The organism is Variovorax sp. TLI9-5A, assembly GCF_056867935.1.
In genome coordinates this window covers 1,203,351-1,229,853 of record NZ_CP200310.1, presented here as the reverse complement: position 1 = coordinate 1,229,853, position 26,503 = coordinate 1,203,351, and the positions used below count along the sequence as shown (strand labels likewise).

The 26,503-nt window shown below is 67.9% G+C and carries 22 protein-coding genes and 1 pseudogene; 11 read left to right on the top strand and 12 right to left on the bottom strand.

Translation table 11 applies throughout. The features are described 5' to 3' along the window. Positions 1 to 13: 13 nt before the first annotated feature. The 6 genes from AC1VNX_RS05975 to AC1VNX_RS05950 form a co-directional block, all read right to left on the bottom strand. The gene (locus AC1VNX_RS05975) at positions 14 to 6,244 is read right to left on the bottom strand and encodes a hybrid sensor histidine kinase/response regulator (RefSeq protein ID WP_483155887.1); all 6,231 of its coding nucleotides are present in this window, start codon (positions 6,242 to 6,244) and stop codon (positions 14 to 16) included. A gap of 184 nt (positions 6,245 to 6,428) precedes the next feature. Continuing rightward, entirely contained in the window at positions 6,429 to 8,738 is a 2,310-nt protein-coding gene (locus AC1VNX_RS05970) for a methyl-accepting chemotaxis protein (protein WP_483155886.1), read from the bottom strand. A gap of 42 nt (positions 8,739 to 8,780) precedes the next feature. After that, the gene (locus AC1VNX_RS05965; protein ID WP_483155885.1) at positions 8,781 to 9,314 is read right to left on the bottom strand and encodes a chemotaxis protein CheW; all 534 of its coding nucleotides are present in this window, start codon (positions 9,312 to 9,314) and stop codon (positions 8,781 to 8,783) included. Between the two features lie 19 nt (positions 9,315 to 9,333). After that, positions 9,334 to 9,699 carry a response regulator transcription factor gene (locus AC1VNX_RS05960; RefSeq protein WP_081271090.1) on the bottom strand — a complete coding sequence of 122 codons (366 nt, stop codon included), beginning with the start codon at positions 9,697 to 9,699 and terminating at the stop codon, positions 9,334 to 9,336. After that, positions 9,699 to 10,097: a response regulator gene (locus AC1VNX_RS05955; protein ID WP_093205631.1), complete on the bottom strand. Its 399-nt coding sequence runs from the start codon at positions 10,095 to 10,097 to the stop codon at positions 9,699 to 9,701. The genes AC1VNX_RS05960 and AC1VNX_RS05955 overlap by 1 nt, the downstream gene beginning before the upstream one ends. Before the next feature lie 84 nt (positions 10,098 to 10,181). Then, a complete protein-coding gene (locus tag AC1VNX_RS05950; protein WP_007838397.1) occupies positions 10,182 to 10,352 on the bottom strand; it encodes a rubredoxin in 171 nt (56 codons plus the stop codon). Positions 10,353 to 10,463: 111 nt separating this feature from the next. Between AC1VNX_RS05950 and thiD the strand changes: the two genes are divergently transcribed. Genes thiD through AC1VNX_RS05935 form a run of 3 tightly spaced genes read left to right on the top strand, consistent with a single transcriptional unit; the run spans position 10,464 to position 13,200 of the window. Beyond that, positions 10,464 to 11,426 carry a bifunctional hydroxymethylpyrimidine kinase/phosphomethylpyrimidine kinase gene (gene thiD, locus AC1VNX_RS05945; protein ID WP_483155884.1) on the top strand — a complete coding sequence of 321 codons (963 nt, stop codon included), beginning with the start codon at positions 10,464 to 10,466 and terminating at the stop codon, positions 11,424 to 11,426. Between the two features lie 4 nt (positions 11,427 to 11,430). Further along, a complete protein-coding gene (gene hemL, locus AC1VNX_RS05940) occupies positions 11,431 to 12,711 on the top strand; it encodes a glutamate-1-semialdehyde 2,1-aminomutase (RefSeq protein WP_483155883.1) in 1,281 nt (426 codons plus the stop codon). A 3-nt stretch (positions 12,712 to 12,714) separates the two neighbouring features. Continuing rightward, complete coding sequence (locus tag AC1VNX_RS05935) at positions 12,715 to 13,200, top strand: hypothetical protein (RefSeq protein ID WP_483155882.1); 486 nt, start codon at positions 12,715 to 12,717, stop codon at positions 13,198 to 13,200. 15 nt (positions 13,201 to 13,215) lie between these two features. Here AC1VNX_RS05935 and AC1VNX_RS05930 read toward each other — a convergent pair whose 3' ends face one another. Further along, positions 13,216 to 13,659, bottom strand: a complete 444-nt coding sequence (locus AC1VNX_RS05930) for a hypothetical protein (protein WP_483155881.1) — start codon at positions 13,657 to 13,659, stop codon at positions 13,216 to 13,218. Between the two features lie 257 nt (positions 13,660 to 13,916). Between AC1VNX_RS05930 and AC1VNX_RS05925 the strand changes: the two genes are divergently transcribed. Further along, a complete protein-coding gene (locus AC1VNX_RS05925) occupies positions 13,917 to 14,513 on the top strand; it encodes a TetR/AcrR family transcriptional regulator (RefSeq protein ID WP_483155880.1) in 597 nt (198 codons plus the stop codon). Positions 14,514 to 14,563: 50 nt separating this feature from the next. Here the strand turns inward: AC1VNX_RS05925 and purH are convergent, their stop codons facing one another. Genes purH through dusB form a run of 3 tightly spaced genes read right to left on the bottom strand, consistent with a single transcriptional unit; the run spans position 14,564 to position 17,532 of the window. Then, entirely contained in the window at positions 14,564 to 16,195 is a 1,632-nt protein-coding gene (gene purH / locus AC1VNX_RS05920) for a bifunctional phosphoribosylaminoimidazolecarboxamide formyltransferase/IMP cyclohydrolase (protein ID WP_483155879.1), read from the bottom strand. A 16-nt stretch (positions 16,196 to 16,211) separates the two neighbouring features. Beyond that, complete coding sequence (locus AC1VNX_RS05915) at positions 16,212 to 16,448, bottom strand: Fis family transcriptional regulator (protein WP_007838304.1); 237 nt, start codon at positions 16,446 to 16,448, stop codon at positions 16,212 to 16,214. 19 nt (positions 16,449 to 16,467) lie between these two features. Continuing rightward, complete coding sequence (dusB, locus tag AC1VNX_RS05910) at positions 16,468 to 17,532, bottom strand: tRNA dihydrouridine synthase DusB (protein WP_483155878.1); 1,065 nt, start codon at positions 17,530 to 17,532, stop codon at positions 16,468 to 16,470. A 175-nt stretch (positions 17,533 to 17,707) separates the two neighbouring features. Between dusB and AC1VNX_RS05905 the strand changes: the two genes are divergently transcribed. Beyond that, positions 17,708 to 18,178: a YqaA family protein gene (locus tag AC1VNX_RS05905; protein ID WP_483155877.1), complete on the top strand. Its 471-nt coding sequence runs from the start codon at positions 17,708 to 17,710 to the stop codon at positions 18,176 to 18,178. Positions 18,179 to 18,193: 15 nt separating this feature from the next. Here the strand turns inward: AC1VNX_RS05905 and AC1VNX_RS05900 are convergent, their stop codons facing one another. Further along, entirely contained in the window at positions 18,194 to 18,868 is a 675-nt protein-coding gene (locus AC1VNX_RS05900; protein ID WP_483155876.1) for a glutathione S-transferase, read from the bottom strand. A gap of 179 nt (positions 18,869 to 19,047) precedes the next feature. After that, entirely contained in the window at positions 19,048 to 20,139 is a 1,092-nt protein-coding gene (gene ychF, locus AC1VNX_RS05895; RefSeq protein ID WP_483155875.1) for a redox-regulated ATPase YchF, read from the bottom strand. A 209-nt stretch (positions 20,140 to 20,348) separates the two neighbouring features. On the opposite strand from ychF, the gene AC1VNX_RS05890 reads away from it, so the two are divergent. From AC1VNX_RS05890 to rbsD, 6 genes and pseudogenes are all read left to right on the top strand, one after another. After that, positions 20,349 to 21,293 (top strand): substrate-binding domain-containing protein, encoded by a 945-nt coding sequence (locus AC1VNX_RS05890; RefSeq protein WP_483155874.1) that lies wholly within the window; start codon positions 20,349 to 20,351, stop codon positions 21,291 to 21,293. 116 nt (positions 21,294 to 21,409) lie between these two features. Beyond that, a complete protein-coding gene (locus AC1VNX_RS05885) occupies positions 21,410 to 23,008 on the top strand; it encodes a sugar ABC transporter ATP-binding protein (protein ID WP_483155873.1) in 1,599 nt (532 codons plus the stop codon). Then, on the top strand, positions 23,005 to 24,003 hold the full coding sequence (locus tag AC1VNX_RS05880; protein ID WP_483155872.1) for an ABC transporter permease: 999 nt from the start codon (positions 23,005 to 23,007) through the stop codon (positions 24,001 to 24,003). The genes AC1VNX_RS05885 and AC1VNX_RS05880 overlap by 4 nt, the downstream gene beginning before the upstream one ends. 36 nt (positions 24,004 to 24,039) lie before the next feature. Next, a pseudogene (locus AC1VNX_RS05875) lies at positions 24,040 to 25,122 on the top strand (LacI family DNA-binding transcriptional regulator); the annotation flags it as partial. A gap of 7 nt (positions 25,123 to 25,129) precedes the next feature. Continuing rightward, a complete protein-coding gene (rbsK, locus tag AC1VNX_RS05870; protein WP_483155871.1) occupies positions 25,130 to 26,104 on the top strand; it encodes a ribokinase in 975 nt (324 codons plus the stop codon). Continuing rightward, complete coding sequence (rbsD, locus tag AC1VNX_RS05865) at positions 26,101 to 26,496, top strand: D-ribose pyranase (RefSeq protein ID WP_483161887.1); 396 nt, start codon at positions 26,101 to 26,103, stop codon at positions 26,494 to 26,496. Before rbsK ends, rbsD begins: the two co-directional genes overlap by 4 nt. Positions 26,497 to 26,503 lie beyond the last annotated feature (7 nt).

The window sequence follows — 26,503 nt, the reverse complement described above, 5'->3', positions numbered from 1 at the left end:
AGACGGACGCGCCTCAGGCGGCAGCGGCCACCAGCGCCGGCTCGCTCGTGTACGCACGCACCAGGCGCAGCAGTTCCTCTTCCGAGTACGGCTTGCCGAGGTAGTGGTTCACGCCCAGCGTGCGCGCATAGTCGCGGTGCTTCTCGGCGATGCGCGAGGTGATCATGATGATCGGCAGCTCGGCCAGGGCCGCGTCGGCGCGGATGTTGCGGGCCAGGTCGAAGCCGTCCATGCGCGGCATCTCGATGTCCGATAGCACCACCGCCGGGCGCTCCTGCTGCAGGCGTTCCAGCGCCTGCAGGCCGTCGGCCGCGAGCGACACGCGATAGCCTTCGCGCTGCAGCAGACGCTGCGTGACGCGGCGCACGGTGATGGAGTCGTCCACCACCAGCACCAGCGGGATCTGCGGCGCCACCGGTGCCAGCACCGGCAACGGCTCCTGCGGCGCGCCGTGTTCGGCCGCAGCCGTGGTCGCCGAAGCCTGCGTCGGCGCGGCCAGCGCGGCGGCCTGGCGTTCGCGCGCCTGTTCGCCGTGCACCGCGGCCAGCGCCACCGGGTTGTAGATCAGCGCCACCGCGCCCGAGGCCAGCACCGAGATGCCGGCTAGCCCGGGCAGCCGCGCGAGCTGCGGGCCGAGGTTCTTCACCACGACTTCCTGGTTGCCCAGCACTTCGTCCACGTGCAGGGCCACGCGCTGCGCCGCGCTTCGCACGACGACGATGGTGTTGTTCTTGGCCAGCCCTTGCCCGCTGCGGGTGGAGGCCTGCAGCAGCGCGCCGGTCCAGTAGAACGGCACGTGCTCGCTGCCGAAGGGATGGCTGTTGTTCAGGTAGGCGGCCTCGAGGTCGGTCGAGCCCACGCGCTGCACCAGTTCCACCAGGTTCGACGGAACGCCGATGGACACCTCGCCCGCGCGCAGCATCACAACGTGCGTCACGGCGGTGGTCAGCGGCAGCACCAGTTTGAAGGTGGTGCCCTGTCCCGGCGTGCTGTGCGTCTCGATGCGGCCACCGAGCGCCGCGATCTGCGCGCGCACCACGTCCATGCCGATGCCGCGGCCTGCGAGTTCGGAAACCTGCCCCGCCGTCGAGAAGCCGGGCTTGAAGATCAGCTCGGTCGCTTCTTCGGCCGTCAGCTCCTGGTCCGCGCCGAGCAGGCCGAGGGCGCGGGCACGGTCGGCGATGCGCTTGTTGTCCAGGCCGGCGCCGTCGTCGCGGAAGCTCACCGAGACGTCGTTGCCTTCATGGTGCAGGTCGATGACGATCAGGCCGCTGGCGTCCTTGCCGGCCTTCTCGCGCGCCGCCGCGTCCTCGATGCCGTGGGCCACGCAGTTGCGCAGCAGGTGTTCGAAGGCGGGCGTCATGCGGTCCAGAACGCCGCGGTCCATTTCGATGGAGCCGCCGACGATGTCCAGGCGCACCTGCTTGCCGGTGTCCTTCGAGGCCTGGCGCACCACGCGGTAGAGGCGGTCGGAGATGCCTTCGAACTCCACCATTCGCGTGCGCAGCAGGCCGCGCTGCAGTTCGCGCGTCTGGCGCGCCTGCACGCTGAGGTCGTCTTCCGTCGCCTGCACCGTCTTCTGCAGGGTGCGCTGCACGGTGGCCACGTCGTTCACCGACTCGGCCATCATGCGCGTGAGCTCCTGCACACGGGTGAAGCGGTCGAACTCCAGCGGGTCGAAGCTCTGCTGCGAGTCCTTGGCCTGCGCGAGGCGCGACTGCATCTGGCTTTCGGCCTGCACTTCGATGTCGCGCAGCTGCTGGCGCAGGCGGTCCAGGTTGCCCGTGAGGTCGGACAGCGAGCCGCGCAGCTGGCCCAGTTCGGCCTCCAGGCGCGAACGCGTGATGATGACCTCGCCGGTCTGCGCGACCAGGCGGTCGAGCAGCTGGGTGCGGATGCGAACGGCCTGGCCGGTCGCGGCACGCAGGGGCGTGAGCAGCGCGGGCGCGGGGCGCGGCTGCAGCGGGGCGGGGGCGTCCGCTGCCGTGTCGGGAGCGGCTGCGGCAGCCTCGGCGGCGGGCTGGTCTTCCAGGCTCGCCACGGGCGCGGCGGTCTCGTCGTTCGCCGGCACGCCGGCTTCGGGTGCCTGGGAAGCAACGGTGACGGGCGCGGCCGACGTGGCCGCGGCCACGATCTGGGCCAGTTCGACCTGCGTGGCGTCGTCGGCCGCGCGCAGCGCGTCGAAGGTGGCCTGCAGCGCATCGAGGCGCGTCAGCAGCTTTTCGATGTTGGCCCGCTCGGCGCCCTGCGAGCCCAGGACTTCGATCTCGGACTCCATGCGGTGCGCGCGCTCGCCTAGGCGCATGGCGCCGGCCAGCCGGGCACTGCCCTTGAGCGTGTGCAGCGTGCGCAGCACCGAGGCGCGCGGCGCGCTGTCGTCGGGGTGGTGCGCCCACTGGCGCAGCGCCTCGCCGAGCTGGGGCAGCAGTTCGGCCGCCTCTTCCTCGAAGATCGGGAACAGGTCGACGTCGACCGCGTCGGCCAGGTCGATGGCGTCCTCGGAATCGTCCAGCGCCACGTCGGCGACGGGCTCGCTGACCACCACTTGCGGCAGCGGCCGGGCTTCGGCGCGCATCGCGATTTCGGTGGGCATCGGCGAGTTGGCGATGTCGCGCAGCGCCTGCAGCGTGCCTTCGGCCGGATCGCGCAGCAGGCCGACCGCGAACTGGTGCAGCAGGCGGCGAAGCTCGTCGGCCGCGGCCACCAGCACCATGCCCTGCTCGCGCGTGCCGCTGCCCTGCATCTGCAGGTGCTGCAGCGCGGCCTCGAACAGGCGGGCCATGCCAGACAGGCTGTGGAAGCCGACGGTAGCCGAGCTGCCGGCCAGCGAATGGGCCAGCGCGATGGTCGAATCAGGCAGGCGCTCGTGCGATTCGAGCGCCCATTCGCCGACGTCGGTGGCGAGCTGGCGGGACCACTCGTCGGCCTCGTTGAGGTAGACGTTGTAGAGCTGGATGCCGATGCGCAGCGGGCCGATGACCTTCACCTGGTCTTCGGCGCTTTCCTGCGCGACGGCGGGCGCGGCGACTTCGGCCGGTTCGACGGTCGTCAGGGGCTCCACAGCGGGGGCCGGCTCGTCGGCGACGAGGATCTGCGCTTCGGCGGGAACGGCCGGTGCCTCGAAAATGGGCACGAGCACGTCATCGGCCGCTGCCACGGGGGCTGGCTCAGGTTCAGGCTCGGGCTCGACCGCCAGTTGCGGCTCGGGCACCGCGGCCGGCTCTTCCGCGGGCAGCGGCGCCTCGAACACTTCAACCGCTTCGACCGCTTCGACCGCCTCGACCACTTCGGGGACAGGCTCCGGCTCGATGGCAGGAGCGGCGGCCTGCACGGGCAGCGGCTCGGGCTCCCATTGCAGGTCGGGCAGGCCGGCGGTGGTGGGCACAGTGGCGGTGATGGGTTCCGGTGCAGGAGCGGCCGGTTCGGCGGGCTCCTGCTTCAGTTCGACGGTCGCCGGCGTCTTGGCGGGCGGCGCGAGGAAGTCGAACATCTCGCCGCTGGGCAGAACCAGCGGCGCGGGTTCCTCGGCCTGCGGCTTCGCCTCGAAGTCGATGAAGTCGGTCGACGCGAAATCGTCGTCGGTCTCGGGCGCGCCAGCCTTCACGGGCTCCGGCACCTGCCAGTCCAGGGGCTGCAGCGGCGGGATCTCGGGGGCGGCGGCCGGTGCTGCGGGCGGCTGCACAGGCGCGGGAGCCTCCGTCGTCAGGGACAGGTCCGGCAGATCGGGCAAACGCAGGGGCGGCAGCTCCGCAGCCACTGGGGCCGGCGCCACGGGCGCGGGAACTTCCAGCGGCGCGGGTGCCGACATCGGCGCTTCGGCGGCGATGTGGCGCGCAGCGACCGCCAGGGCCTGCGCATCGGCCACGCGCACCGGCGGGGGCACGGGCTCGCCGGCCAGCAGCGCGTTGGCCACGCGGCTGAACGGAGCGGACTGCCAGCCCTGTGCGGAACCCGAGGCGATGGCTTCGACCCACTGGCCGAAGTCCTTCATCGTGCGTTCAGTGCCTTCCAGCAATGCCGGCGTGGCGGGGCGCTGGTCGGCCAGCCAGGTGTTGAGCACCTGTTCGAGCGACCACGCGGCATCGCCGAACTCGGTGAGTCCGACCATGCGCGAGCTGCCCTTGAGCGTGTGGAAGGCGCGCCGCAGGATGGTGAGCTCTTCGGTGTCGTCCGGGTAGCTGGCGAGTTCCTCGATGGCGGCCAGGCCGTTCTGCACGACCTCGCGGGCCTCTTCGAGGAAGATGTTCTGCAGGTCGTCTTCTTCGAGCTCGGTGACTTCGGTGTCGGGCAGATCGGCCGGGCCGGAGATCTTGTGGGTCCAGCTGTCGGCCTTCTTGCTAAATTCCTCGATCGGCGACGCCTTGGCCTTGGGCGCGGCGAGCGCCGCGAGCTTCGATGCGATCTGGGCGTCGACTTCCTCGATGCTGAGCACGGCTTCCGCGGCGGGAGCCTGGGCCGTGGCGGTGCCGCCGCCTTCGGTGGCATCGGCGGCCTGGCGGCCCATCAGCGGCTTGAGTTCGCCCGCGTCGGCGTCGAACACGAACAGGCGCTTGGCCAGCGCGGGCTGGTAGCCCAGCATGTCGATCAGGAAGCCCAGAGCGCCGAGGTTGTTGCCCAGCGCATCGAAGCCGGCCATTTCCTCGGCCGGCGAAGTGCTGACGAGCATCGCCTCGACGTCCTCGCGCATGCGCTGGACGGTGAGCGCGGCCTGGTCGAGGCCGAGCACGGAGAACACGCCGCGCATCTGCATGAGCTGCGTCGGCACGGTGCGCAGCAGGCCTTTTTCGGCCGGGCGGCGGAAATACTGGTCGAGCGACTTCTCGAGTTCGCTCAGGTGGCTGCGCAGCTCGTCGACCACGGTGCCCATGGTCTGGCGGTCGCTCACGCGGCGGTAGAGGTCCTCCATCCACGGCTCGAGCGGCTCGGAATGGCCGCCGGCGCGCACGCGCTCTATGCGGCCCGCCAGCTGCAGCGTGCGGGAGGTGAGCTGCGGATCGCTCGGGTCCAGGTCTTCGAGCGCGGCTTCCAGGTAGAGCACCGAGGTGGCGACTTCCATCGCGAGCTCGGTGCCCGGCGCCTGGCCGGAACGCACGGAGGCCTCGACCGCGTGGGTCAGGGCCTGCACCATCGGCAGGCTCGGCGGATGCAGCTTCTGCAGCGATTCGCCGAGCTGCGCGAAGGTGTCGGCCACCTGGCGGGTGCGGGTGATGTCACCCCCCGAGAGCGCCGACCACATTTCCTTGGCGGTCTCGATGCGCTTGCGCGCCTGCTGCAGCACCAGCGGATCGAAGCGGCCGAACTGCTCGACGTTGTAGTCGACACGCAGCTCGCCCGTGATGCCCCATGCGGTGCGCACGGTGCGCAGCGTGGCGGCATCGTCGCCGGCGGCGGGCACGGCCTGCGCGCAGAAGAAGAGCAGGTCCTGGCCGAGGCGGTCGGACACGAGGCTGTCGCCGCGCGCGAGCGTGGCGTATTGCAGCAGCACGCGCGAGGCGGCGCGCTTGACGTAGGCGTCGGGCTGGATCAGCCCCGCGGCCAGGGCCTCGAAGAAGCCGGCGGCCAGGGTCCAGAAGCTGGCGACGCGGGGCAGCAGCGCACCGCGACCGAGCCCCAGGCACAGCGCATGCAGCCGGCGCGCGGCCTGGGTGTCGCCGCTCTTGACGAGCTGCAGCACTTCGCGGTCGAGCCGCGAGCGCACTGCCGGGTCGTAGGCAACGGCCGCCTGCGTGACCGCAGGCTTGATCTCGACCCAGCGCCAGGCGGTGCTCCACAGGTCGGCCGGGTGCACGCGCTCGTTGCCGACCAGTTCCAGGACGTCGCGGTACTGCGGGAACAGCGCGACCGACGACACCGGCTTGCCGGCCAGCAGCGCGCCCAGGAAGTCGGTGACGGCGAAGCCCGCACGCTCGATCTTGAGCACCGCGGCTTCGGTGCAGCGCTGCGGCTCGGCGATGAAGCCCTGCACCGCGAACTCGATGGCGCCGAGCACCAGCGCGGGCGAGGAATGCCCCACCATCTGGAGCGCGCCGACGGCCTGGTGCAGCTGCTGGCGGGCCATCTGCAGCGGACCGGCCTCGGGCTCGGCCGCGGCGGCATCCACTTCGCGCACGAAGCGCCGCAACGACTTGCCTACACCGTCAAGGGATTTCTGGATTTCTCCCAGCACCCAGGCCAGCGGCCCGAGGTCTTCGGTGACCGGCGTGTTGCCGGCGTGAGGGGCCGTGGCAGGGGTTTGAATCGACACGTTGGGTGCTCGCCGTTCTTTGACTGTCAGTTTTCCAATGGGCGCAGAGCGCCCCGAATACGCAAGGCCGTCACGGCCACTTCAAGGAACACCGCGGAACCGGCTTTGCCGGGCCGCAGGTGTTGCCCCCGGAAGGGGGTTGCCGCAGCGACACGAAGTGCGCGAAGGCTGGGGGAGAGCGTCATCACGCAATCTTGAAACGGGCCACGGAACGACGCAGTTCCTCGGCCATCTGCGACAGTTCGCGCACCTGCTGGGCGGTGGTACGCGTACCTTCTCCGGTCTGTTCCGTCACGGCAAAAATGTGCTGGATGTTCGCGGCCACCACGTTGGCCGAATCGGCTTCGCGGGAGGCGGATTGCGAAATCTGCTCGATCAGGTCGGCGAGTCGGCGCGACACGCGGTCGATCTCGGACAGCGCGGTACCCGCGTTGTCGGACAGCTTGGCCCCTTCGACCACACCCTGCGTGGAACGCTCCATGGCGCCCACCGCGTCCTGCGTGTCGGTCTGAATCGCCTTCACCAGCGCCGAGATCTGGCGCGTGGCGTCCGCGGAGCGTTCGGCCAGTCGCTGAACTTCTTCCGCCACCACCGAGAAGCCTCGTCCGGCTTCACCAGCCGATGCGGCCTGGATGGCGGCGTTCAGGGCCAGCACGTTCGTCTGTTCGGTAATGTCCGAGATCAGCTCGGTGATTTCACCGATCTCCTGCGAGGATTCACCCAGGCGCTTGATCCGCTTGGAGGTTTCCTGGATCTGGTCGCGGATGGAGTTCATACCGCCGATGGCGTTCTGCACGGCCTGCAGACCCGAGGATGCGGCCTGCAGCGACTGGCGCGCCACCGTGGCGGACTCTTGCGCCTGGGTAGACACGCCGTTGATTCGCTCGGCCATGGTCAGCACCGACTGGCCGGTTTCGCGAATTTCGCGCAGCTGTTCGGTCGAGGCGGCCAGCAGCTCGGTCGAGGTGCTTTCCACCTGCGACGTGGTCTGCGCCACGCGGGTTGCCGTGTTCTGCACGTTGCCCACCAGCAGCCGCAGTTCTTCCACCGTGTAGTTCACCGAGTCGGCGATGGCGCCGGTGATGTCCTCGGTCACGGTCGCTTCCTGCGTCAGGTCGCCTTCGGCCACTGTCTGCAGTTCGTTCATCAGCCGGAGAATGGCGGCCTGGTTGGCGTTGTTCACGCGGCTGGCTTCGTCGGAAGCCTGTTCGGCGGCCAGACGCTCGCGTTCGGCGACGGCGGCGCGTTCGCGGCCTTCGCGCACCTGCACGAAACCGATGGCGCCGGCGAGTGCCAGGGCGGCCAGCGACAGCACGAACAGCAGCACGATGGTGCCGGCGCCCAGGCCGGTGCGCGCGGAGAGCTTTTCCTGCAGGTCGCCCAGCGACTTACGCAGCGGCTCGCTGTCGGTCAGGATCGATGCCTGCGCTTCGCGCGCGGCCACCAGGCCCTGCAGGTTGCCCAGAATGGCCGACGCCTGCGTGCGCATCTGTTCGTAGGTCTTCAGGATGGCTTCGAGCTGCTGGCGCGTCTGCGGGTCCTTCGAGCCGGGGAAGCGCTGCTGCGCATTGCCGTCGAGCAGGCCGCGGGTGGTTTCCTGGAATGTGTTCAGGTCCTTGCCCAGCAGGAACACGGCGTCGGGGTTCACGCCCTCGACCGTGAAGAACTCGTTGGTCGACTTGCCGATGCGCTGCGTCAGCATCACGAGCTGGCCGGCGGCCGAGATCTCGGGCAGCGTGGCGTTCTGCTGCATCTTCAGCGAGGCGACGGTTTCCGTCATCTCGAGCAGCGTGGACGACTGCTGGTTGATGTCGCGCAGAGCGGCACCCACCTGCGTCAGGATCTGGCGCTGGGCCAGCACGACCTTGGCGCTGGCGTCCGCACGGGTGACCAGAGGATTGATCTTGTTCATCTCCTCGTCGTACTGGTTGCCCACGCGCTCCAGGCGCAGGGAGTCGTCGCCGTTGGTCAGGCCCTGCACGCGGCGCGTGAGGTCGTCCGCGGCGTCCTTCACTTCGACGAAGGCCGACGCGCTGCCCACGAGGGCCTGCGAGATCGACTTGGCGAGACGCTGCGACTGCATCAGCGACTGGCCGGTGGCCGCCACCTGCTGCGCGAGGCGTTCGGCGCGAAGAATGGCGGAACCGGCAACCAGCAGCAGCAGCAACACCACGATCGCCAGCATGATGGCCAGGATACGCTGCTGCTTCGCGGGGTTGGAGCCCACGCGGCCGCCGGTGGCGTCGGGCGCGATCTCGGCAGCCGCGGCGCCGGGTTCGTTGGCTGCGTCGCCGCCGCCGGGCAGGTCGACGTCGCCGAAGCTGGTGTCGGGGGCCGCGGAGCCCTTCTTGGCGAGGCGCACGGTTTTCTCGTCCGGAACCTGGACGGTATCGACATCGTCGAGCGATATCGAACCGGAGCCATCGACGCGGGCCTTGTCGTTCCCGTTGCTCACGGGCAGTAATTTCTTGAACTTGTCGGCGATCGAGCTCACGGTCGGTCCTTCAGGTGGTTTCCGGTACGGCGTGCGGGGGCACTACGCACCAATGCTCAAAAACTGGGGTTGCTGCGAAAGCGCCTGCAGGTTGACTTCCTGCCAGCGCTCCCCCGCTGCATCGGTAAACACATGCCCATGCCAGGCAGGTGCTTCTGCGCCAGGAGGCTCGGATGCCGTGAAGGCCTCCGCGCCCCGCAACCCCGCCAGTCGATCGACCAGCAATGCGCAGTTGACTTCGAGCAACTCGTTGAAAGCAACGAGCCGCGACTGGATGCGCGCCGCCTCGGTGGCGGCCAGCGCGGCCGGCCCGCCGGTGGCGAACGCAGAAAGCTGCACGACGCCATAGAGGCCGCCGCGCAGGTTGGCAACGCCGAGGAACCACGGCTCCGTGTAGGGCACGGGCTGTGGCGGCGTCCAGGGAAAGATTTCGCCGGCGTGTCCCAGCGGGAAGAGGTATTTGCCCTCGCCGGCCTCGACCGCCAGCCAGGTGGCGGCCACGCCCGTCGTGCGAGCGGCCTGCAGGCGGCTCGCCAGCCGGGACTGGAAGGCTCTCAGAGCATCGCGATTCGCCATGGACTCGGCAGGCTTTCGCTCAGTTCAGCGCGCTGATCTTGGACATCAGGTCGGCGGCGTTGACAGGCTTCACGATGTAGTCGCGCGCGCCCTGGCGCATGCCCCAGACGCGGTCGGTTTCCTGGTTCTTGCTGGTGCACAGGATGATCGGGATCGCGGCGTACTTCGGGTCGCGGGCGATGGCGCGCGTGAGCTGGAAGCCGTTCTGGCCGGGCATGACCACGTCCATGAGGATGAGGTCGGGGTGCTCTTCCTCGAGGCGGCGCATGGCGTCGTCGGCGTTTTCGGCCGTCTTGACGGCAAAGCCGTTCTTCTGGAGGAGGTCGGTCAGGAACACCAGTTCCGTCTTGGAGTCGTCGACGACGAGGATTTTTCGAATAGGCATTACTGCACTTCCTGTTGAACGGTGCCAAACTGCTGCACGGCCTGCAGCAGCTGGTCTTTGGTGAAAGGCTTGGTCAGGTAGTCTTGCGATCCGACCATGCGGCCGCGGGCCTTGTCGAATACACCGTCTTTCGAAGACAGCATGACGACCGGTACGTTGGAAAAGTGGGCGTTGCGCTTGATGATGGCGCAGGTCTGGTAGCCGTCCAGGCGCGGCATCAGGATGTCGCAGAAAATCAGGTGCGGCTTGTGGTCGTTAACCTTGGAGAGCGCGTCGAAGCCGTCTTCCGCGAGAAGAACCTCGTGCCCACCCTGCTTCAGAAAAATCTCGGCACTGCGCCGGATGGTGTTGCTGTCGTCGATGACCAGCACCTTGTAACCAGATCCATTCGGGCCCATTGCAAACGCTCCTGCTCATGAGACTTGGAAGCCCGCCGCGCCGAACACCGACGCAGACCGCGTAGCTCTATCTATGCCATGCTTTCAGATTTCAACCATTTCGAAGTCTTCCTTGCGCGCACCGCACTCAGGACAGGTCCAGTTCATCGGAACATCGGCCCAGGCCGTGCCTGCCGCGATGCCATCTTCCGGTACACCAACCGCTTCGTCATAGATCCACCCACAAATCAGGCACATCCAAGTTTTCGTATTCATCGGAGCTTAAAGTCCTTGTTCATTAAATGCAACGAGTGTATCTATGCGTATCTCTCTGGCAGACTGTAAACGTCGCGCCTATGCCACCATCCAGAGGATTCCGCACGGCGTATGACCATCTACTTACTTCCAGCAGACAACGCCCGTAAACCGGGCGATCTTAACGACCCCTCGCAGGATGACGGCGAGTTGGCCGAACGCGACCTGAATCCCCCCTGCGTGCTGGTGTTCAACGCCAGCGATCCCAGCGGGGCGGGCGGGCTCGGCGCCGATGCCCTGGCCATGGGGTCGGTAGGCGCACACATCCTGCCGGTCGTCACGGGCGCCTATGCCCGCGACACGGCAGAGATTTTCGACCACTTCCCCTTCGACGAGGAGGCCATCGCCGAGCAGGCGCGCGCCATCCTGGAGGACGTGGAGGTCCAGTTGATCAAGGTCGGCTTCGCCGGCACCACCGAGGCGCTGAGCACCATCGCGGAAACCGCCGCCGACTATCCGGAGGTGCCCGTGGTGGCCTACATGCCCAACCTGTCGTGGTGGGACGAGAACCTGATCGAGCCCTATCTGGACGCTTTCCGCGAGCTCGTCCTGCCCCAGACGACAGTGTTGGTTGGAAACCACAGCACCCTGTGGCGCTGGCTGCTTCCGGACTGGAACGGCGAGCGTCCGCCCGGTGCGCGCGACATCGCCAAGGCCGCTGGCGAGTTCGGCGTGCCCTATACGCTGGTGACCGGCCTGGTGCTGCCCGAGCAGTTCATCGACAACGTGCTGGCCTCGCCGCAGTCGGTGCTCGCCAGCGAGAAGTACGAGCGGCTCGAGGCCGTCTTCGCCGGCGCGGGCGATACCCTGTCGGCCGCGCTGGCCGCCCTGCTGGCCAGCGGCACCGACCTGGTGGCCGCGACCACCGAGGCGCTCGCCTACATGGACCGCTGCCTCGACGCCGGCTTCCGCCCCGGCATGGGCCACGTGCTGCCCGACCGCCTGTTCTGGGCGGAGCCCGAGGACGACGAGGACGGCGAAGACCCCGACGCCGAGCCCGATTTCGCCCTGCCCCCACACGACACCCGACACTGATCAGATGACCGACCGCAACGACATTCTTTTCGAGCGCGCCCGCGCCGTGATTCCCGGCGGCGTGAACTCACCCGTGCGCGCCTTCAAGGCCGTGGGCGGCACGCCCCGCTTCGTCCAGCGCGCCCAGGGCGCCTATTTCTGGGATGCCAATGACAAGCGCTACATCGACTACATCGGCTCCTGGGGTCCGATGATCCTGGGCCACGGCCACCCCGCCGTGGTCGAGGCCGTGCAGAAGGCCGTGCTCGAAGGCTTCTCCTACGGCGCACCGACCGAGCGCGAGGTCGAGCTGGCCGAGGCCATCCTCGCGCTGGTGCCGTCGATGGAGATGGTGCGGCTGGTCAGCTCGGGCACCGAGGCTGCCATGAGCGCACTGCGCCTGGCGCGGGGCGCCACCGGCCGCAAGAGCATCGTCAAGTTCGAGGGCTGCTATCACGGCCATGCCGACGCGCTGCTGGTGAAGGCCGGCTCCGGCCTCGCCACCTTCGGCAACCCGACCTCCGCCGGCGTGCCGCCCGAGGTGGTGCAGCACACCATCGTGCTCGAGTACAACAACCTGCAGCAGCTGGAAGAAGCCTTCGCCTTGCACGGCAAGGACATCGCCTGCCTGATGATCGAGGCCATCGCCGGCAACATGAACTTCGTGCGCGCCACGCCCGAGTTTGCCAGGCGCTGCCGCGAACTCTGCACGCAGCACGGCGCACTGCTGGTCTTCGACGAGGTGATGACCGGCTTTCGCGTCGGCCTGCACGGTGCGCAAGGCGTGCTGGGCATCAAGCCCGACCTCACGGTGCTCGGCAAGGTCATCGGCGGCGGCATGCCGCTCGCGGCCTTCGGCGGCCCGCGCGCGATCATGGAACAGCTCGCGCCGCTGGGGCCGGTCTACCAGGCCGGCACGCTGTCGGGCAACCCGGTGGCCACGGCATGCGGTCTGGCCACGCTGAAGGAAATCGCGAAGCCCGGTTTCTACGAAGCGCTCGGCAAGAAGACTCGCTCGCTCGTCGACGGACTCAAGGCCGCTGCCGCGGCTGAAGGCCAGCCCTTCAGCGCCGACAGCGAAGGCGGCATGTTCGGCTTCTTCCTGATGAAGGACCTGCCGCAAAACTATGCCACCGTGATGACAACCGACAACGCGAAATTCAATGCGTTGTTTCACGGTTTGCTGGATCGCGGCGTGTATATTGCGCCCGCGCTTTACGAAGCAGGCTTCGTGAGCGCAGCCCACAGCGACGAAGACATCGCCGCCACCATCGAAGCCGCACGACAAATCTTCAGGACACCCTAGCCCATGAACTCCCTGCGCACGCTGCCGGTCCTGAGCATCGCTCTTCTCATTCCCGGCTTCGCAGCGGCGCAGGACTCGTCCTTCGATCCGAAGAAGATCTGGATCAACCCCGGCTTCTATTCGGCCCACTTCGACAGCGGCAAGGGCCTGGAGAACGTCAACCAGGGACTGGGCTTCGAGTACCCGCTGAACGACACATTCCGCGTCACGGCAGGCACCTTCCGCAACAGCGACCGCAGGCAATCGAACTACGTCGGCCTGTACGCGCTGCCCTTCGAGTTCTACGGCGTGAAGTTCGGCGCCGTGGTCGGCGGCTTCGACGGCTACCCGAACTACCGCAACGGCAACTGGTTCCCGGCCATCCTTCCGGTGGCCGCCATCGAGGGCAAGAACTGGGGCCTCAACATCGCCTACGTGCCGACCATCAAGAACAGGCTGTACGGCGCGGTCACCTTCCAGCTGAAGTACCGCTTCGGCGCGCACGAATAAGAGCGCTGGCGCCTCCTAGCGGGTCGTGACCTTCACGAGCCGCGTCACAGGCTTGCCGTCCACCAGGATCGGCCTGTGGTGGTCGTCGGCCAGCAGGATGCCGATCACATGCGCACCCGTCGGCGACGGGCACGGGCCGAAGCGCGCCTTGATCAGCTCGCCGCCGAAATCGCTGTTCATGCTGTTGTAGGGACGGCCCGGCAGGTTGCAGCTGTCGCCTTCGGGATCGATCTTCATGTGGATATGGCCACAGCGCTTGTCGCCGCCGCACTGGCCGGCGGCGAGCAGCCTGTAGTTGCTCTGCACGACCACGCCGATGGAGCGCTCGGCATCGCTGCCCAGTTGCACGACAGCCCCTTCGGGCGGCCAGACGATCTGCAATGTCGGTGCGGATTCCTGGGCCGATGCCGCGCCTGCCCAAAGGGCCGCGGCGAACAGAAAAGCAAGACGGATGCGCATGAGAACTCCAGTCGGAACGATGGATGGAAATGGTTCGGATGCCGCACATGTAATCAATGCATACATCGCGGCAGGGCGCAGTCTAGCTCAAAATAAGCAGTGATTACATTGAATGCAGCAAGCTCCATCCCCATGGCCACTCGCTCCCCCCTCCGCCCGCTCCCGAACCCCGCGCCTATCACCACGGCAACCTGCGCGAGGCGCTGATCGAGGCGGCCGTCGAGCTGATCGAGCGCGACGGCCTCGACAAGCTCAGCGTGCGCGAAACGGCCAAGCGCGCGGGCGTGTCGCCCGGCGCGCCGTTCCGTCATTTCGCGACCAAGACCGCGCTGCTGACGGCCGTGGCCGAGCAGGCGACACAGCGGCTGCGCACGCACGTGGAGGAAGCCGTGGCCGCCGCGTCCGAAGCGCCGCCGCTGGCGCGCTTCGGCGCCATCGGCCATGCCTACATCGAATGGGCGCGCGCGAACCCGACGCACTTTCGCGTCATCAGCGAACGCTCGCTGATCGACTACGACGATTCGCCGACGCTGCGCAGCGACAACGAAACGATCCGCACGCAGATGCGCAAGCTCTTCGACGAGGCATTCGCGCAAAGCGGCAGCACGACGAATGCCGCCGACGCCGCGCACGCGCAGATCGCCGCGCGCGCGCTGGTCTACGGCCTGGCGCGCATGGCCGTGGACGGACACTTTCCGGAATGGAGCCTTTCGCGCCAGTCGACCGCGAAGACGATGGCGGGCACGCTGGATTTCTTCATGTCGCTGCTCGCGGGCGCGGCGGAGTCCAGCGCCGAAACGGCAGCATCGCCCCAAAAGAAAAAGGCCGAGTCGCGCGCGCCAGGGAAGAGCTAGCGGACGGCCCGGCCGCGCCCTGGAACGGGCGCCGGTCGATCAGTGCCGAATCAGTGGCGGAAGTGCCGCACGCCCGACAGCACCATCACCACGCCGCGCTCGTCGGCGGCATCGATGACTTCCTGGTCGCGCATCGAGCCGCCCGGCTGGATCACGCAGCTCGCGCCTGCGTCGACCACCACGTCGAGGCCGTCGCGGAACGGGAAGAAGGCGTCGCTGGCTACTGCGGTGTCTTTCAGCGAGAGGCCGGCATGTTCGGCCTTGATGCTGGCGATGCGCGCCGAATCGAGGCGGCTCATCTGGCCGGCGCCCACGCCCATGGTCATGCCGTTGGCGCAGAAGACGATCGCGTTGCTCTTCACGTACTTGGCGACCTTCCATGCGAACAGCAGGTCCTGCAGCTGCTGCGGCGTGGGCTGCTTCTTGCTGACCACCTTGAGGTCGCTGGCGGCGAGTTCATGGTTGTCGGCGGTCTGGATCAGCAGGCCCGAGCCGACGCGCTTGACGTCCATGGCGTTGCGGCCGTTGTCCCAGTCGGTGGCGCCGCCACGGGAGCCAGGCGACCCTGCGGTCGCGGGCAGTGCGATTTCCAGCACGCGCACGTTGAGCTTGGCCTTGGTGGCCTGGAACACTTCGAGCGCCTCGGGCGTGTAGCCGGGCGCCATCAGCACTTCGACGAACTGCTTGGCGATTTCCTGTGCGGTCGCGCCGTCCACAGGGCGGTTGAAGGCGATGATGCCGCCGAAGGCCGAGGTCGGGTCGGTCTTGAAGGCCTTGCCGTAAGCCTCGGCAGCGTCCTTGCCGATGGCGACGCCGCAGGGGTTGGCGTGCTTCACGATCACGCAGGCGGGCACGTCGAAGCTCTTCACGCATTCCCATGCCGCATCGGCATCGGCGATGTTGTTGTAGCTCAGCTCCTTGCCCTGCAGCTGCTTCGCCGACACCAGCGAGCCGGGCGCCGGATGCAGGTCGCGGTAGAAGGCGGCCTGCTGGTGCGGGTTCTCGCCGTAGCGCAGGTCCTGCACCTTCACGAAGCGGCCGTTGCTCTGCGCCGGGAAGAGCGAACGCCTGGGCGCGGCCTGGCCGATGCTGGCGTCGAAGTCGATGGCCGAGAGGTAATCGCTGATCGCGCCGTCATAGTCGGCGATGCGGTTGAACGCGGCCACCGAGAACGCGAACTTGGTCTTGTCGCTGAGCTTGCCGCCGTCCTTCAGCTCGGCCAGCGCCACGGCGTACTGCGAGGAGTCGGTGAGCACGCCCACGTCCTTCCAGTTCTTGGCCGCGCTGCGCACCATGGCCGGACCGCCGATGTCGATGTTCTCGATCGCGTCTTCCAGCGTGCAGCCGGGCTTGGCCACGGTGGCCTCGAACGGGTACAGGTTGACCACCAGCAAGTCGATGGTGTCGATGCCGTGTTCCTTGATGGCGGCGACGTGCGCGGGCAGGTCGCGGCGCGCGAGCAGGCCGCCGTGGATCTTCGGGTGCAGCGTCTTCACGCGGCCGTCGAGCATTTCGGGAAAGCCGGTGTGGTCGGCCACCTCGGTGACGGGCAGGCCCGCATCGGCGAGCAGCTTGGCGGTGCCGCCGGTGGACAGCAGCTTGATGCCCAGCGCATGCAGCGCCTGGGCGAATTCGAGAATGCCGGTCTTGTCGGAAACGGAGATGAGTGCTGTCTGGGCCATTGGATATGCCGTGGGGTTATTTCAAAAGTTTGTGTTCGACCAGCTTCTTGCGAAGCGTGTTGCGGTTCAGGCCCAACCATTGCGCGGCCTTCGACTGATTGCCCTCGGCGCGCGTCATCACGACGTCGAGCAGGGGCTTCTCGACCACGCGCACGAGCATCTCGTACATGCCGTCGGGTTCGGTGCCGCGCAGATCGCGAAAGTAACTGTCCAGACTGGTGCGCACGCAGTCCTCGATGTGTTTCTTGCTCATTGCTTCTTCTTTTCCTCTCTCAATGGGCGGCGCAGGCCGCCTCCTCTTCTTCGCCCGGAGCGTCGCCGTCCTCCAGGCGCTGCACGGGCATGCGGTCCATGTGGTCCGCCAGCCCGTCGAAATAGTCGCCGACCGCGCGCAGCTGCTCGGCACAGTCTTCAATGATGTTCATGCGTGCGCGAAACGCCTCGCCGTCGGGCAGCGTCCGCACGTACCAGCCGATGTGCTTGCGCGCCGTGCGCACACCGCTGTAATCGCCGTACAGCGCATAGTGCTCCACGAGATGGTCGAGCAGCAAGCGGCGCACTTCCACCACCAGCGGGGGCGCGCGGTGCGCGCCGGTTTCGAGGAAGTGCGCGATCTCGCGGAAGATCCACGGCCGGCCCTGCGCGGCGCGGCCGACCATCACCGCATCGGCACCGGTGGTCGCAAGCACGTCGCGCGCCTTCTCGGGTGAATTGATGTCGCCGTTGGCCACCACCGGCACGCGCACCGCGGCCTTCACGGCGGCGATGGTGTCGTATTCGGCGAAGCCCTTGTAGCCCTGCTCGCGCGTGCGTCCGTGCACGGTGAGCATCTGCACGCCGGCCGATTCGAAGTCGCGCGCCAGCTTCACCGCGTTGCGCTGTTCTTCGCTCCAGCCGGTGCGCATCTTGAGCGTGACCGGCACGCCGAAGGGCTGCGCCGCGTCGACCACGGCCTGCACGATCTCGAGCGCCAGCGGCTCGTCGCGCATCAGCGCCGAGCCAGCCCACTTGTTGCAGACCTTCTTGGCCGGGCAGCCCATGTTGATGTCGATGATCTGCGCGCCGCGCTCGATGTTGTAGACCGTGGCCTCCGCCATCATCGCGGCGTCGGTGCCGGCGATCTGCACCGCAATGGGGCCCGGCTCGCCGTCGTGGTTGGCGCGGCGCGATGTCTTGAGCGAACCCCACAGCTCCTTGCGCGAGGTGACCATCTCGCTGACCGCGTAGCCCGCGCCGAGTTCGCGGCACAGCATGCGGAAGGGCCGGTCCGTCACACCGGCCATGGGCGCGACGAACAGGCGGTTTTCCAGCGTGTGGTTGCCGATCTGCAAGGTCATTTGGAAGGGGGAGCGTGCGCGTTCGGCTGCTGAAAAATGAGGCACGATTGTAGCCACGCCGCATTTCAGCGACTGAAACGATTTGCGCCTCGGTACCCCGTACAAATACCGGTGCGCGCCGGGGCTTTCTCCCACGCGATTGCGACGCTGGCGCTGCCTATACTGCGCCGACCCTATGCAAGCCTGGCTCGACTCTCTCCTTGCACTGCTGGCGTTGCCGCAGTACGGACTCTCCACGCTCTTCGTGGCGGCCTTCGTCTCGGCGACGCTTCTGCCGGTAGGCTCCGAGCCCATTCTCTTCGGCCTGCTCAAGCTCAACCCCGAGATGTTCTGGCCCGCCATCGCGGTGGCGACCGTGGGAAACACGCTGGGTGGCGCGGTCGACTGGTGGATGGGCTACGGCGCGCACAAGGTGGCCGACAAATACTCGCACTCGAAACATCATGTGCGCGTTCTGGGCTGGCTCGAGAAGCTCGGCCCGAAGGCCTGCCTGCTGAGCTGGCTGCCGCTGGTGGGCGACCCGCTGTGCGCGGTGGCGGGCTGGCTCAAGCTGCCCTTCTGGCCGTGCGTGGCCTACATGGCGATCGGGAAATTCCTGCGCTACGTCACGATGACGGTCGCGCTGCTGTATGTCTTCCCCTCCTGAGCCCAGGGCCTCGACTCAGTTCAGCAAGGCGTAGGGGCCGCCGCGTTCGAGCGCGCGCTTGTACGCGGCGCGCGAATGGATGCGCTCCAGGTACGCCATCAGCTTCGGCCGCTTCGCATCGAGCCCGCCACGCGCCTGCGCGGCCTCGACCACGAAGCTCATCTGGATGTCCGCGCCCGTGAACGCATCGCCGGCGAACCACTCGCTCTTGCCGAGTTCCGCTTCCATGTAGCTCAAGTGGCTCGCGATGTTCGGATTGATGAACGCCCCCTTCGTCTTTGCCGCAATGGCCTTGGCGATGGGCTTCGCGAAGAAAGGCATCTTCGCCGTCTCGATCCGGTCGAAGATCAGCTTGAGCAGCAGCGGCGACATCGCCGTGCCTTCCGCGAAATGCATCCAGTAGCGATAGCGCAACGCTTCCGGCGAACCCGCCGCGGGTGCAAGACGGCCGTTGCCGTAGCGCTCGATCACCGTCTCGATGATCGCCCCGGACTCCGCGAGCGTGAATCCGTCATCCGTCGTGACAACCGGTGACTTTCCCAGCGGATGAATGGCCCGCAGCGAAGCGGGCGCCAACATGGTCTTCGGATCCCGCTGGTAATGCACGATCTCGTAGGGCAGCTCCAGCTCTTCGAGCAGCCAGAGCACGCGTTGCGAGCGGGAGTTGTTGAGGTGGTGGACGGTGAGCATGGGGCTGGCCTTGGGAGGAGAGACGGCGCGCGCGGAGTCTATCCAACAACGCCTTCAAAAGCCCGAAGGAGCTCTTTCGCGAAACACCGAGGAACCGGCTTTGCCGGGCCTCAGGTGTTGCCCCCGGTAGGGGGTTGGCGAAGCGACACGAAGTGCGCGAAGCCTGGGGGCGAGCCCTGTTACGAGCTGAACAGGAAGTTCATCACGTCGCCATCCTTCACGACGTATTCCTTGCCTTCCGAACGCATCTTCCCCGCGTCCTTCGCGCCCTGCTCGCCCTTGAAGGCGATGTAGTCCTCGAAAGCGATGGTCTGGGCACGGATGTAGCCCTTCTCGAAGTCGCCGTGGATCACGCCGGCGGCCTGCGGGCCGGTGTCGCCGATGTGGATGGTCCAGGCGCGCACTTCCTTCACGCCGGCGGTGAAATACGTCTGCAGGCCCAGCAGCTTGAAGGCCGCGCGGATCAGGCGGTTCAGGCCCGGCTCCTCCTGGCCGATCTCGGCGAGGAACATCTTCTTGTCTTCGTCGTCCATCTCGGCCAGGTCGGCTTCGATCTTGGCGCAGATGGCGACCACGGGCGCGCCCTGCTTGGCGGCGTATTCGCGCAGGCGGTCGAGGTAAGGGTTGTTCTCGAAGCCGTCTTCCGACACATTGCCCACGAACATCGCGGGCTTGGCGGTGATCAGCGTGAAGCTCTTGACCAGCGGCAGCTCTTCCTTGGTGAACTCGAGTGCGCGCACCGGCGTGTTCTCGTTCAGCGCGGCCTGGCAGCGCTCGAGCAGGCCGACCAGCTTCTGCGCGTCCTTGTCGCCCGAGCGGGCGACCTTGGTGTGGCGGTGCAGCGCCTTCTCCACCGTGGCCAGGTCGGCCAGGCAGAGTTCAGTCTGGATCACTTCGATGTCGGAGATCGGGTCGACCTTGCCGGCCACGTGGATCACGTTCTCGTCGTCGAAGCAGCGCACCACGTTGACGGTGGCGTCGGTCTCGCGGATGTGGGCCAGGAACTTGTTGCCCAGGCCTTCGCCGGTGCTGGCGCCGGCCACCAGGCCGGCGATGTCGACGAACTCGACGATGGCGGGCACCACGCGCTCAGGCTTGACGATCTCGCTGAGCTGGTCGAGGCGCGGATCGGGTACTTCCACCACGCCCACGTTGGGCTCGATGGTGCAGAAGGGATAGTTCTCCGCCGCGATGCCGGCCTTGGTCAGCGCATTGAAAAGAGTGGATTTACCGACGTTGGGCAGGCCGACGATGCCGCATTGCAAACTCATGGGAGGTCCTCTTGGATAACCGCGAATTTTAGGCGAGCATGATCCGGCGCCCGCCAGACAGGTCTTCGGCCAGCATTCCCCGCACCCGGATGCATCAGGGAAAGACCCGACTGGCAAACGTTTGCGCAAACGTTTCCCTCAGTTAACATCTGCGCCCCGGCCAAGACCGGCGCACCGTTCCGATCAACCAATCCCAGGAGACATCCACCATGAAGTTCACCCGCCGTACCCTGCAAAGCGCTGCCGCACTGACGCTGCTGGGCGCCATGGCCGGAACGCCAGCCTTCGCGCAGGACAAGCCCAAGGTCGCGCTGGTCATGAAGTCGCTCGCCAACGAATTCTTCCGCACCATGGAAGACGGCGCCAAGGCGCACCAGAAGGCCAACGCCTCCAAGTACACGCTGGTGGCCAACGGCATCAAGGACGAGACCGACACCGCCGCGCAGATCAAGATGGTCGAGCAGATGGTGGCGCAGAAGATCGACGCGCTGGTCATCGCGCCGGCCGATTCGAAGGCGCTGGTGCCGGTGGTCAAGGCGGCCATCGACAAGGGCATCCTGGTGGTCAACATCGACAACCAGTTCGACGCCGCCGCGCTCAAGGAAAAAGGCATCCAGGTGCCCTTCGTCGGCCCCGACAACCGCGCCGGCGCCAAGCTGGTGGGCGACGCGCTCGCCAAGGAGCTGAAGGCGGGCGACAAGGTCGGCATCATCGAAGGCGTGTCGACCACCTTCAATGCGCAGCAGCGCACGCTGGGCTACCAGGACGCGATGAAGGCCGCCGGCGTGACGGTGGTGGGCGTGCAGTCCGGCCAGTGGGAAATCGACAAGGGCAACACCGTGGCAGCCGGCATGATGCGCGAGCACCCCGACCTGAAGGCGCTGCTCGCCGGCAACGACAGCATGGCGCTGGGCGCCGTGGCCGCCGTCAAGGCAGCCGGCAAGACCGGCAAGGTGCTGGTGGTGGGCTACGACAACATCGGCGCCATCAAGCCGATGCTGAAGGACGGCCGCGTGCTCGCCACGGCCGACCAGTTCGCCGCCAAGCAGGCCGTGTTCGGCATCGAGACCGCGCTGAAGGCCATCGCCGACAAGAAGAAGCAGTCGGAGATGCCCGCTGAAGTGAAGACCGACGTGGTGCTGGTCACGAAGTAATGCTCGCCCCCAGGCTTCGCGCACTTCGTGTCGCTTCGCCTTCCCCCTACCGGGGGCAACACCTGCGGCCCGGCGGAGCCGGTTCCGCGGTGTTTCTGGAATAAGGTTGCCAATCGATGGCTGATAACAATCGCAGCGCGCCCGTGCTCTCGCTGAGCGCCATGGGCAAGGACTATGCGGCGCCGGTGCTGGACGACGTCTCGCTCGTGCTCAACCCCGGCGAAGTGCTGGCCCTCACGGGCGAGAACGGCGCCGGCAAGAGCACGCTGTCGAAGATCGTCTGCGGCCTGGTGCAGCCCACGCGCGGCCAGATGCTGCTCGACGGCAAGCCCTTCGCGCCCACCTCGCGCCGCGACGCCGAGCGCCTGGGCGTGCGCATGGTCATGCAGGAGCTCGGCCTCGTCACCACGCTGTCGGTGGCCGAGAACCTGCTGCTCGACCGCCTGCCCAACAAGACCGGCTGGATCCGCCGCGGCAAGCTGCACGAACTGGCCGCGCGCCAGCTCGCCAAGATCGGCATGCAGAACATCGACCCGGCCACGCCCGTGGCGCGCCTGGGCATCGGCCAGCAGCAGATGGTGGAGATCGCGCGCAACCTGCAGGACGACACGCGCGTGCTGGTGCTCGACGAGCCCACCGCCATGCTCACGCCGCGCGAGACCTCGCACCTCTTCGAGCAGATCGACCTGCTGAAGGCACGCGGCGTGGCCATCGTCTACGTATCGCACCGCCTCGAGGAGCTGCAGCGCATCGCCGACCGCGTGGCGGTGCTGCGCGACGGCCGGCTGGTGGACGTGCGCGCCATGGCCGGCGTGCGCGAATCCGAGCTGGTGCAACGCATGGTCGGCCGCGCGGTGCACGAGCACGAAGGCCGCGACCGCCGCGTGGCGGGCCCGGTGCTGCTGAGCGCGCGCGGCATCGGCCGGGCGCAGGCCGTGCGCGACGTCGACATCGACCTGCGCGCGGGCGAAGTCATGGGCCTGGCCGGCCTCGTCGGCTCGGGCCGTACCGAACTGGTGCGCCTGCTCTTCGGCGCCGACCGCGCCGACCGCGGCGAGATCACGCTGCATGCCGACGGCCAGGCCACTCACCACGTCCGCAAGGGCTGGCGCTCGCCGATGCAGGCCATCCGCGCCGGCATCGGCCTCGTCACCGAAGACCGCAAGTCGCAGGGCCTGCTGCTGCCGCAGTCGATCCGCGTCAACGCCACGCTCAGCGACCTGGGCGCAATCTCGCACGCCGGCTGGCTGCAGGGCGCCAAGGAGCGCGGCATCGCGCGCAAGCTGGTGGAGCTGCTTCGCATCCGCTCGCGCAGCATCGAGCAGCCGGTTTCCACCCTCAGCGGCGGCAACCAGCAGAAGGTGGTGTTCGCGCGCTGGCTGCACCGCGAATGCAAGGTGCTGCTGCTGGACGAACCCACGCGCGGCGTGGACGTGGGCGCGCGCGCCGACCTCTACGCCGAGCTCGACCGCATGACCGACGCCGGCAAGGCGCTGCTGATGGTGTCGAGCGACCTGCGCGAACTCATGGCCATGTGCGACCGCATCGGCGTGATGAGCGCCGGCCGCCTGGTCGCGGTGTTCGAGCGCGGAGAATGGACCGAACAATCGCTGCTGGCCGCGGCATTCAGCGACGCGACAGGACACGCAGCAGCCAATCCGCCGACGGTATCCCCCGTTTCCGACTCGACCCTGGTCACCGCCGACACACCATGAACGCCGCCGCCAACCCGACCTCCGCCAATCCGAAGCCCTCGCCCTCCGCGCTCAAGGGCCAGCTCGGCACCTACCTGGGCCTCACGGTCGTGCTCGTGGGCATGATCGCCCTCTTCGGCTCGCTCAGCGAATACTTCCTGACGCGCGAGACCTTCGTTTCCATCGCCAACGAAATCCCCGCGCTGGCCGTGATGGCGGTCGGCATGACCTTCGTGCTGATCATCGCGGGCATCGACCTGTCGGTGGGCTCGGTGCTGGCACTCAGCGCGGCCGTCACGGCCGCCGCCATCCTCGAATGGAAGCTCTCGGTGCCGCTGGCCGCGGCGCTCGGCCTGGCCACCGGGCTGGTCTGCGGCACGGTCACCGGCGCGGTGTCGGTGGCCTGGCGGCTGCCGAGCTTCATCGTCTCGCTGGGCATGCTCGAAGCAGTGCGCGGCGGCGCCTACCTCGTGACCGATTCGCGCACGCAGTACGTGGGCGATGCCATCTCCGGCCTGGCCGCGCCGTGGATCGGCGGCATCTCCGCCGCCTTCGTGCTGGCGGTGGTGCTGGTGGTCATCGGGCAGATGGTGCTCACGCGCACCGTGTTCGGCCGCCACGTGGTGGGCATCGGCACCAACGAAGAAGCGATGCGCCTGGCGGGCGTCGATCCGCGTCCGATCCGCATCATCGTGTTCGCCGTCACCGGGCTGCTGGCCGGCCTCGCGGGCCTGATGCAGTCGGCCCGCCTCGAAGCCGCCGACCCGAACGCGGGCGTGGGCATCGAGCTGCAGGTGATCGCGGCCGTGGTCATCGGCGGCACCAGCCTCATGGGCGGTCGCGGCTCGGTGATCAACACCTTCTTCGGCGTGCTGATCATCGCGGTGCTCGAAGCCGGCCTCGCGCAGGTGGGCGCCAGCGAGCCGAGCAAGCGGATCATCACCGGCGCCGTGATCGTGGTGGCGGTCATCATCGACACGCTGCGCCAGCGCCGCGCGGAACGCCGCCTGGCCTGACCACGCCCCGATCCACCAGACAACAGGACAAGACCCATGGCCACCATCAAGGACGTCGCGCTGAAGGCGGAGGTTTCCGTCACCACGGTCTCGCACGTGGTCAACGACACCCGCCACGTGAGCGCCAAGGTGCGCGAGCGCGTGGAGCTCGCCATCCGCGAGCTGGGCTACGTGCCCAACGCGATGGCGCGCAGCCTGAAGAGCAACACCACCTCGACGATGGGCATGCTGATTCCCAACAGCTCGAACCCCTACTTCGCCGAGATCGTGCGCATCGTGGAAGACCGCTGCTTCGGCGCCGGCTACACGCTGGTGCTGTGCAACACCGACGACGAGCCCCGCCGCCAGAGCGTGTACCTGCAGGTGCTGGCCGAGCGCCGCATCGACGGGCTGATCGTGGTGTCGACCGGCGAGGGCGACGACGACGCGCTGACGAAGCAGCTCGCCGGCCTGCGCGTGCCGACCGTGCTGGTCGACCGCGAGGTCGCCAACCCGGCCTGCGACCTGGTCGAGACCGCCCACATGCAGGGCGGCCTGCTCGCCGTGCGGCACCTGCTGTCGCTGGGCCACAAGCGCATCGCCTGCATCGGCGGGCCGGTGGGCGTGATTCCGAGCGAGCAGCGCATCGAAGGCTGGCGCATGGCGCTGGCCGAAGCCGGCGCCACGCCCGACATCGCCAAGGACGCGCTGCTGTGGCGCGGGGGCTTCACCAGCCAGGGCGGCTACGAGGCCATGCACGCCATCCTGCGCACCGAGCAGAAGCCCTCGGCCGTGTTCGTCTGCAACGACCTGATGGCCATCGGCGCATTGCGCGCGGCGCACGAAAGCGGCGTGCGCGTGCCCGACGAGCTCTCGATCGTCGGCTTCGACGACATCGAACTCTCGGCCTACACCAGCCCCGCGCTCACCACCGTGGCGCAACCCAAGGAGCGCATCGGCGCGCTGGCGGTCGACATGCTGCTGGAGCGCGTCGGCGGCAAGCGCCGCGACGCACGCAAGGTGGTGCTGCAGCCCGAGCTGTGCGTGCGCGCCTCGACCGCGCGGCACGCGAGCTTCCGTGAGGCCACGGCGCCTGCTGCCGCTGCCGAAAAAAAGCCTCCCCGCAAACCCGAAAGTCCCGCACCTCGTGAGCCTGAAGCCCTCTTCCAGCAGCAGCAACGGTCCCGCCACTGCACCGCGCATCGTGGTGTTCGGCAGCCTCAACATGGACCTGGTGGTGCGCGTGCCGCATGCACCAGCCGCGGGCGAGACCCTGCTGGGCCATTCGATCGCCGACATTCCCGGCGGCAAGGGCGCCAACCAGGCCGTGAGCTGCGCGCGCGAAGGCGGCAGCGTGCGGATGATCGGCTGCGTCGGCGACGACGCGCACGGCAAGGCCCTGCGCGATTCGCTGGAGCGCGACGGCATCGACACCACCGCCCTGCGCACCGTGGCCGGCGAGCCCACGGGCACGGCGCTGATCCTGGTGGAAGACAGCGGCCAGAACCGCATCGTGATGATTCCCGGCGCCAACGCCCGGCTGGAGGCCGACGAAGCCGCGCTGAAGCAGCAGGTGCAGGGCGCCGCCTTTCTGGTGGCGCAGTTCGAGACGCCGCTGGAGCAGATCGCCCGCGCCATCGCAGTGGCGCACGAAGCAGGCTGCAAGGTGCTGCTGAACCCCTCGCCGGTGCAGGCCATCGCCGAGCCGCTGTGGCCGAAGATCGACACGCTGGTCGTCAACGAGATCGAGGCGCAGACGCTGTGCGGCCAGTCCGCCGACAGCCCGGAGGAAGCCGCGCAGGCCGGCCAGGCGCTGCGCGCCAAGGGCATCGCGCGCGTGGTGGTCACGCTGGGCTCGCGCGGCGCGGTGGCCGTCGATGCCGATGGCGCGCGCCATCACCCCGCACCGAAGGTACAGGCGGTCGACACCACGGCCGCCGGCGACACCTTCCTGGGCGCGCTCGCCGTCGCGCTGGGCGAGGGCCAGAGCTTCGACGAAGCCGTGCGCCTGGGCATCCGCGCCGCGGCGCTGTGCATCCAGCAGCCCGGCGCCCAGCCTTCCATTCCGCAACGCGACGCCGTGCTGCGCAGCCCCATGCCTCCAGACTGGATCAAGCTTTGAAACGCACCGCCCTGCTGCACGCCGAACTGTCCCACGTGATCGCCTCGCTGGGCCATGGCGACATGCTGGTGCTCGGCGACGCCGGCCTGCCCATTCCCGATGGCCCGCGTCGCATCGACCTCGCGGTGGCGCGCGGCGTGCCGCAGCTCGACGAGGTGCTGCAGGCGGTGCTGTCGGAGATGCAGGTGGAAGGCATCGTGATTGCCGACGAGGCCCTGGCCGGCAACGAAAAGAAGCTGCCGGGCTGGTACCCGCAATCGCTGGGCATCGAGCCCCAGACGGTGTCGCACGAGGAATTCAAGCGCCGAACCGCCAAGGCCCGCGCCATGGTGCGCACGGGCGAATGCACGCCCTACGCGAACATCATCCTGATCGCAGGGGTGAAGTTCTGAGGCGCCA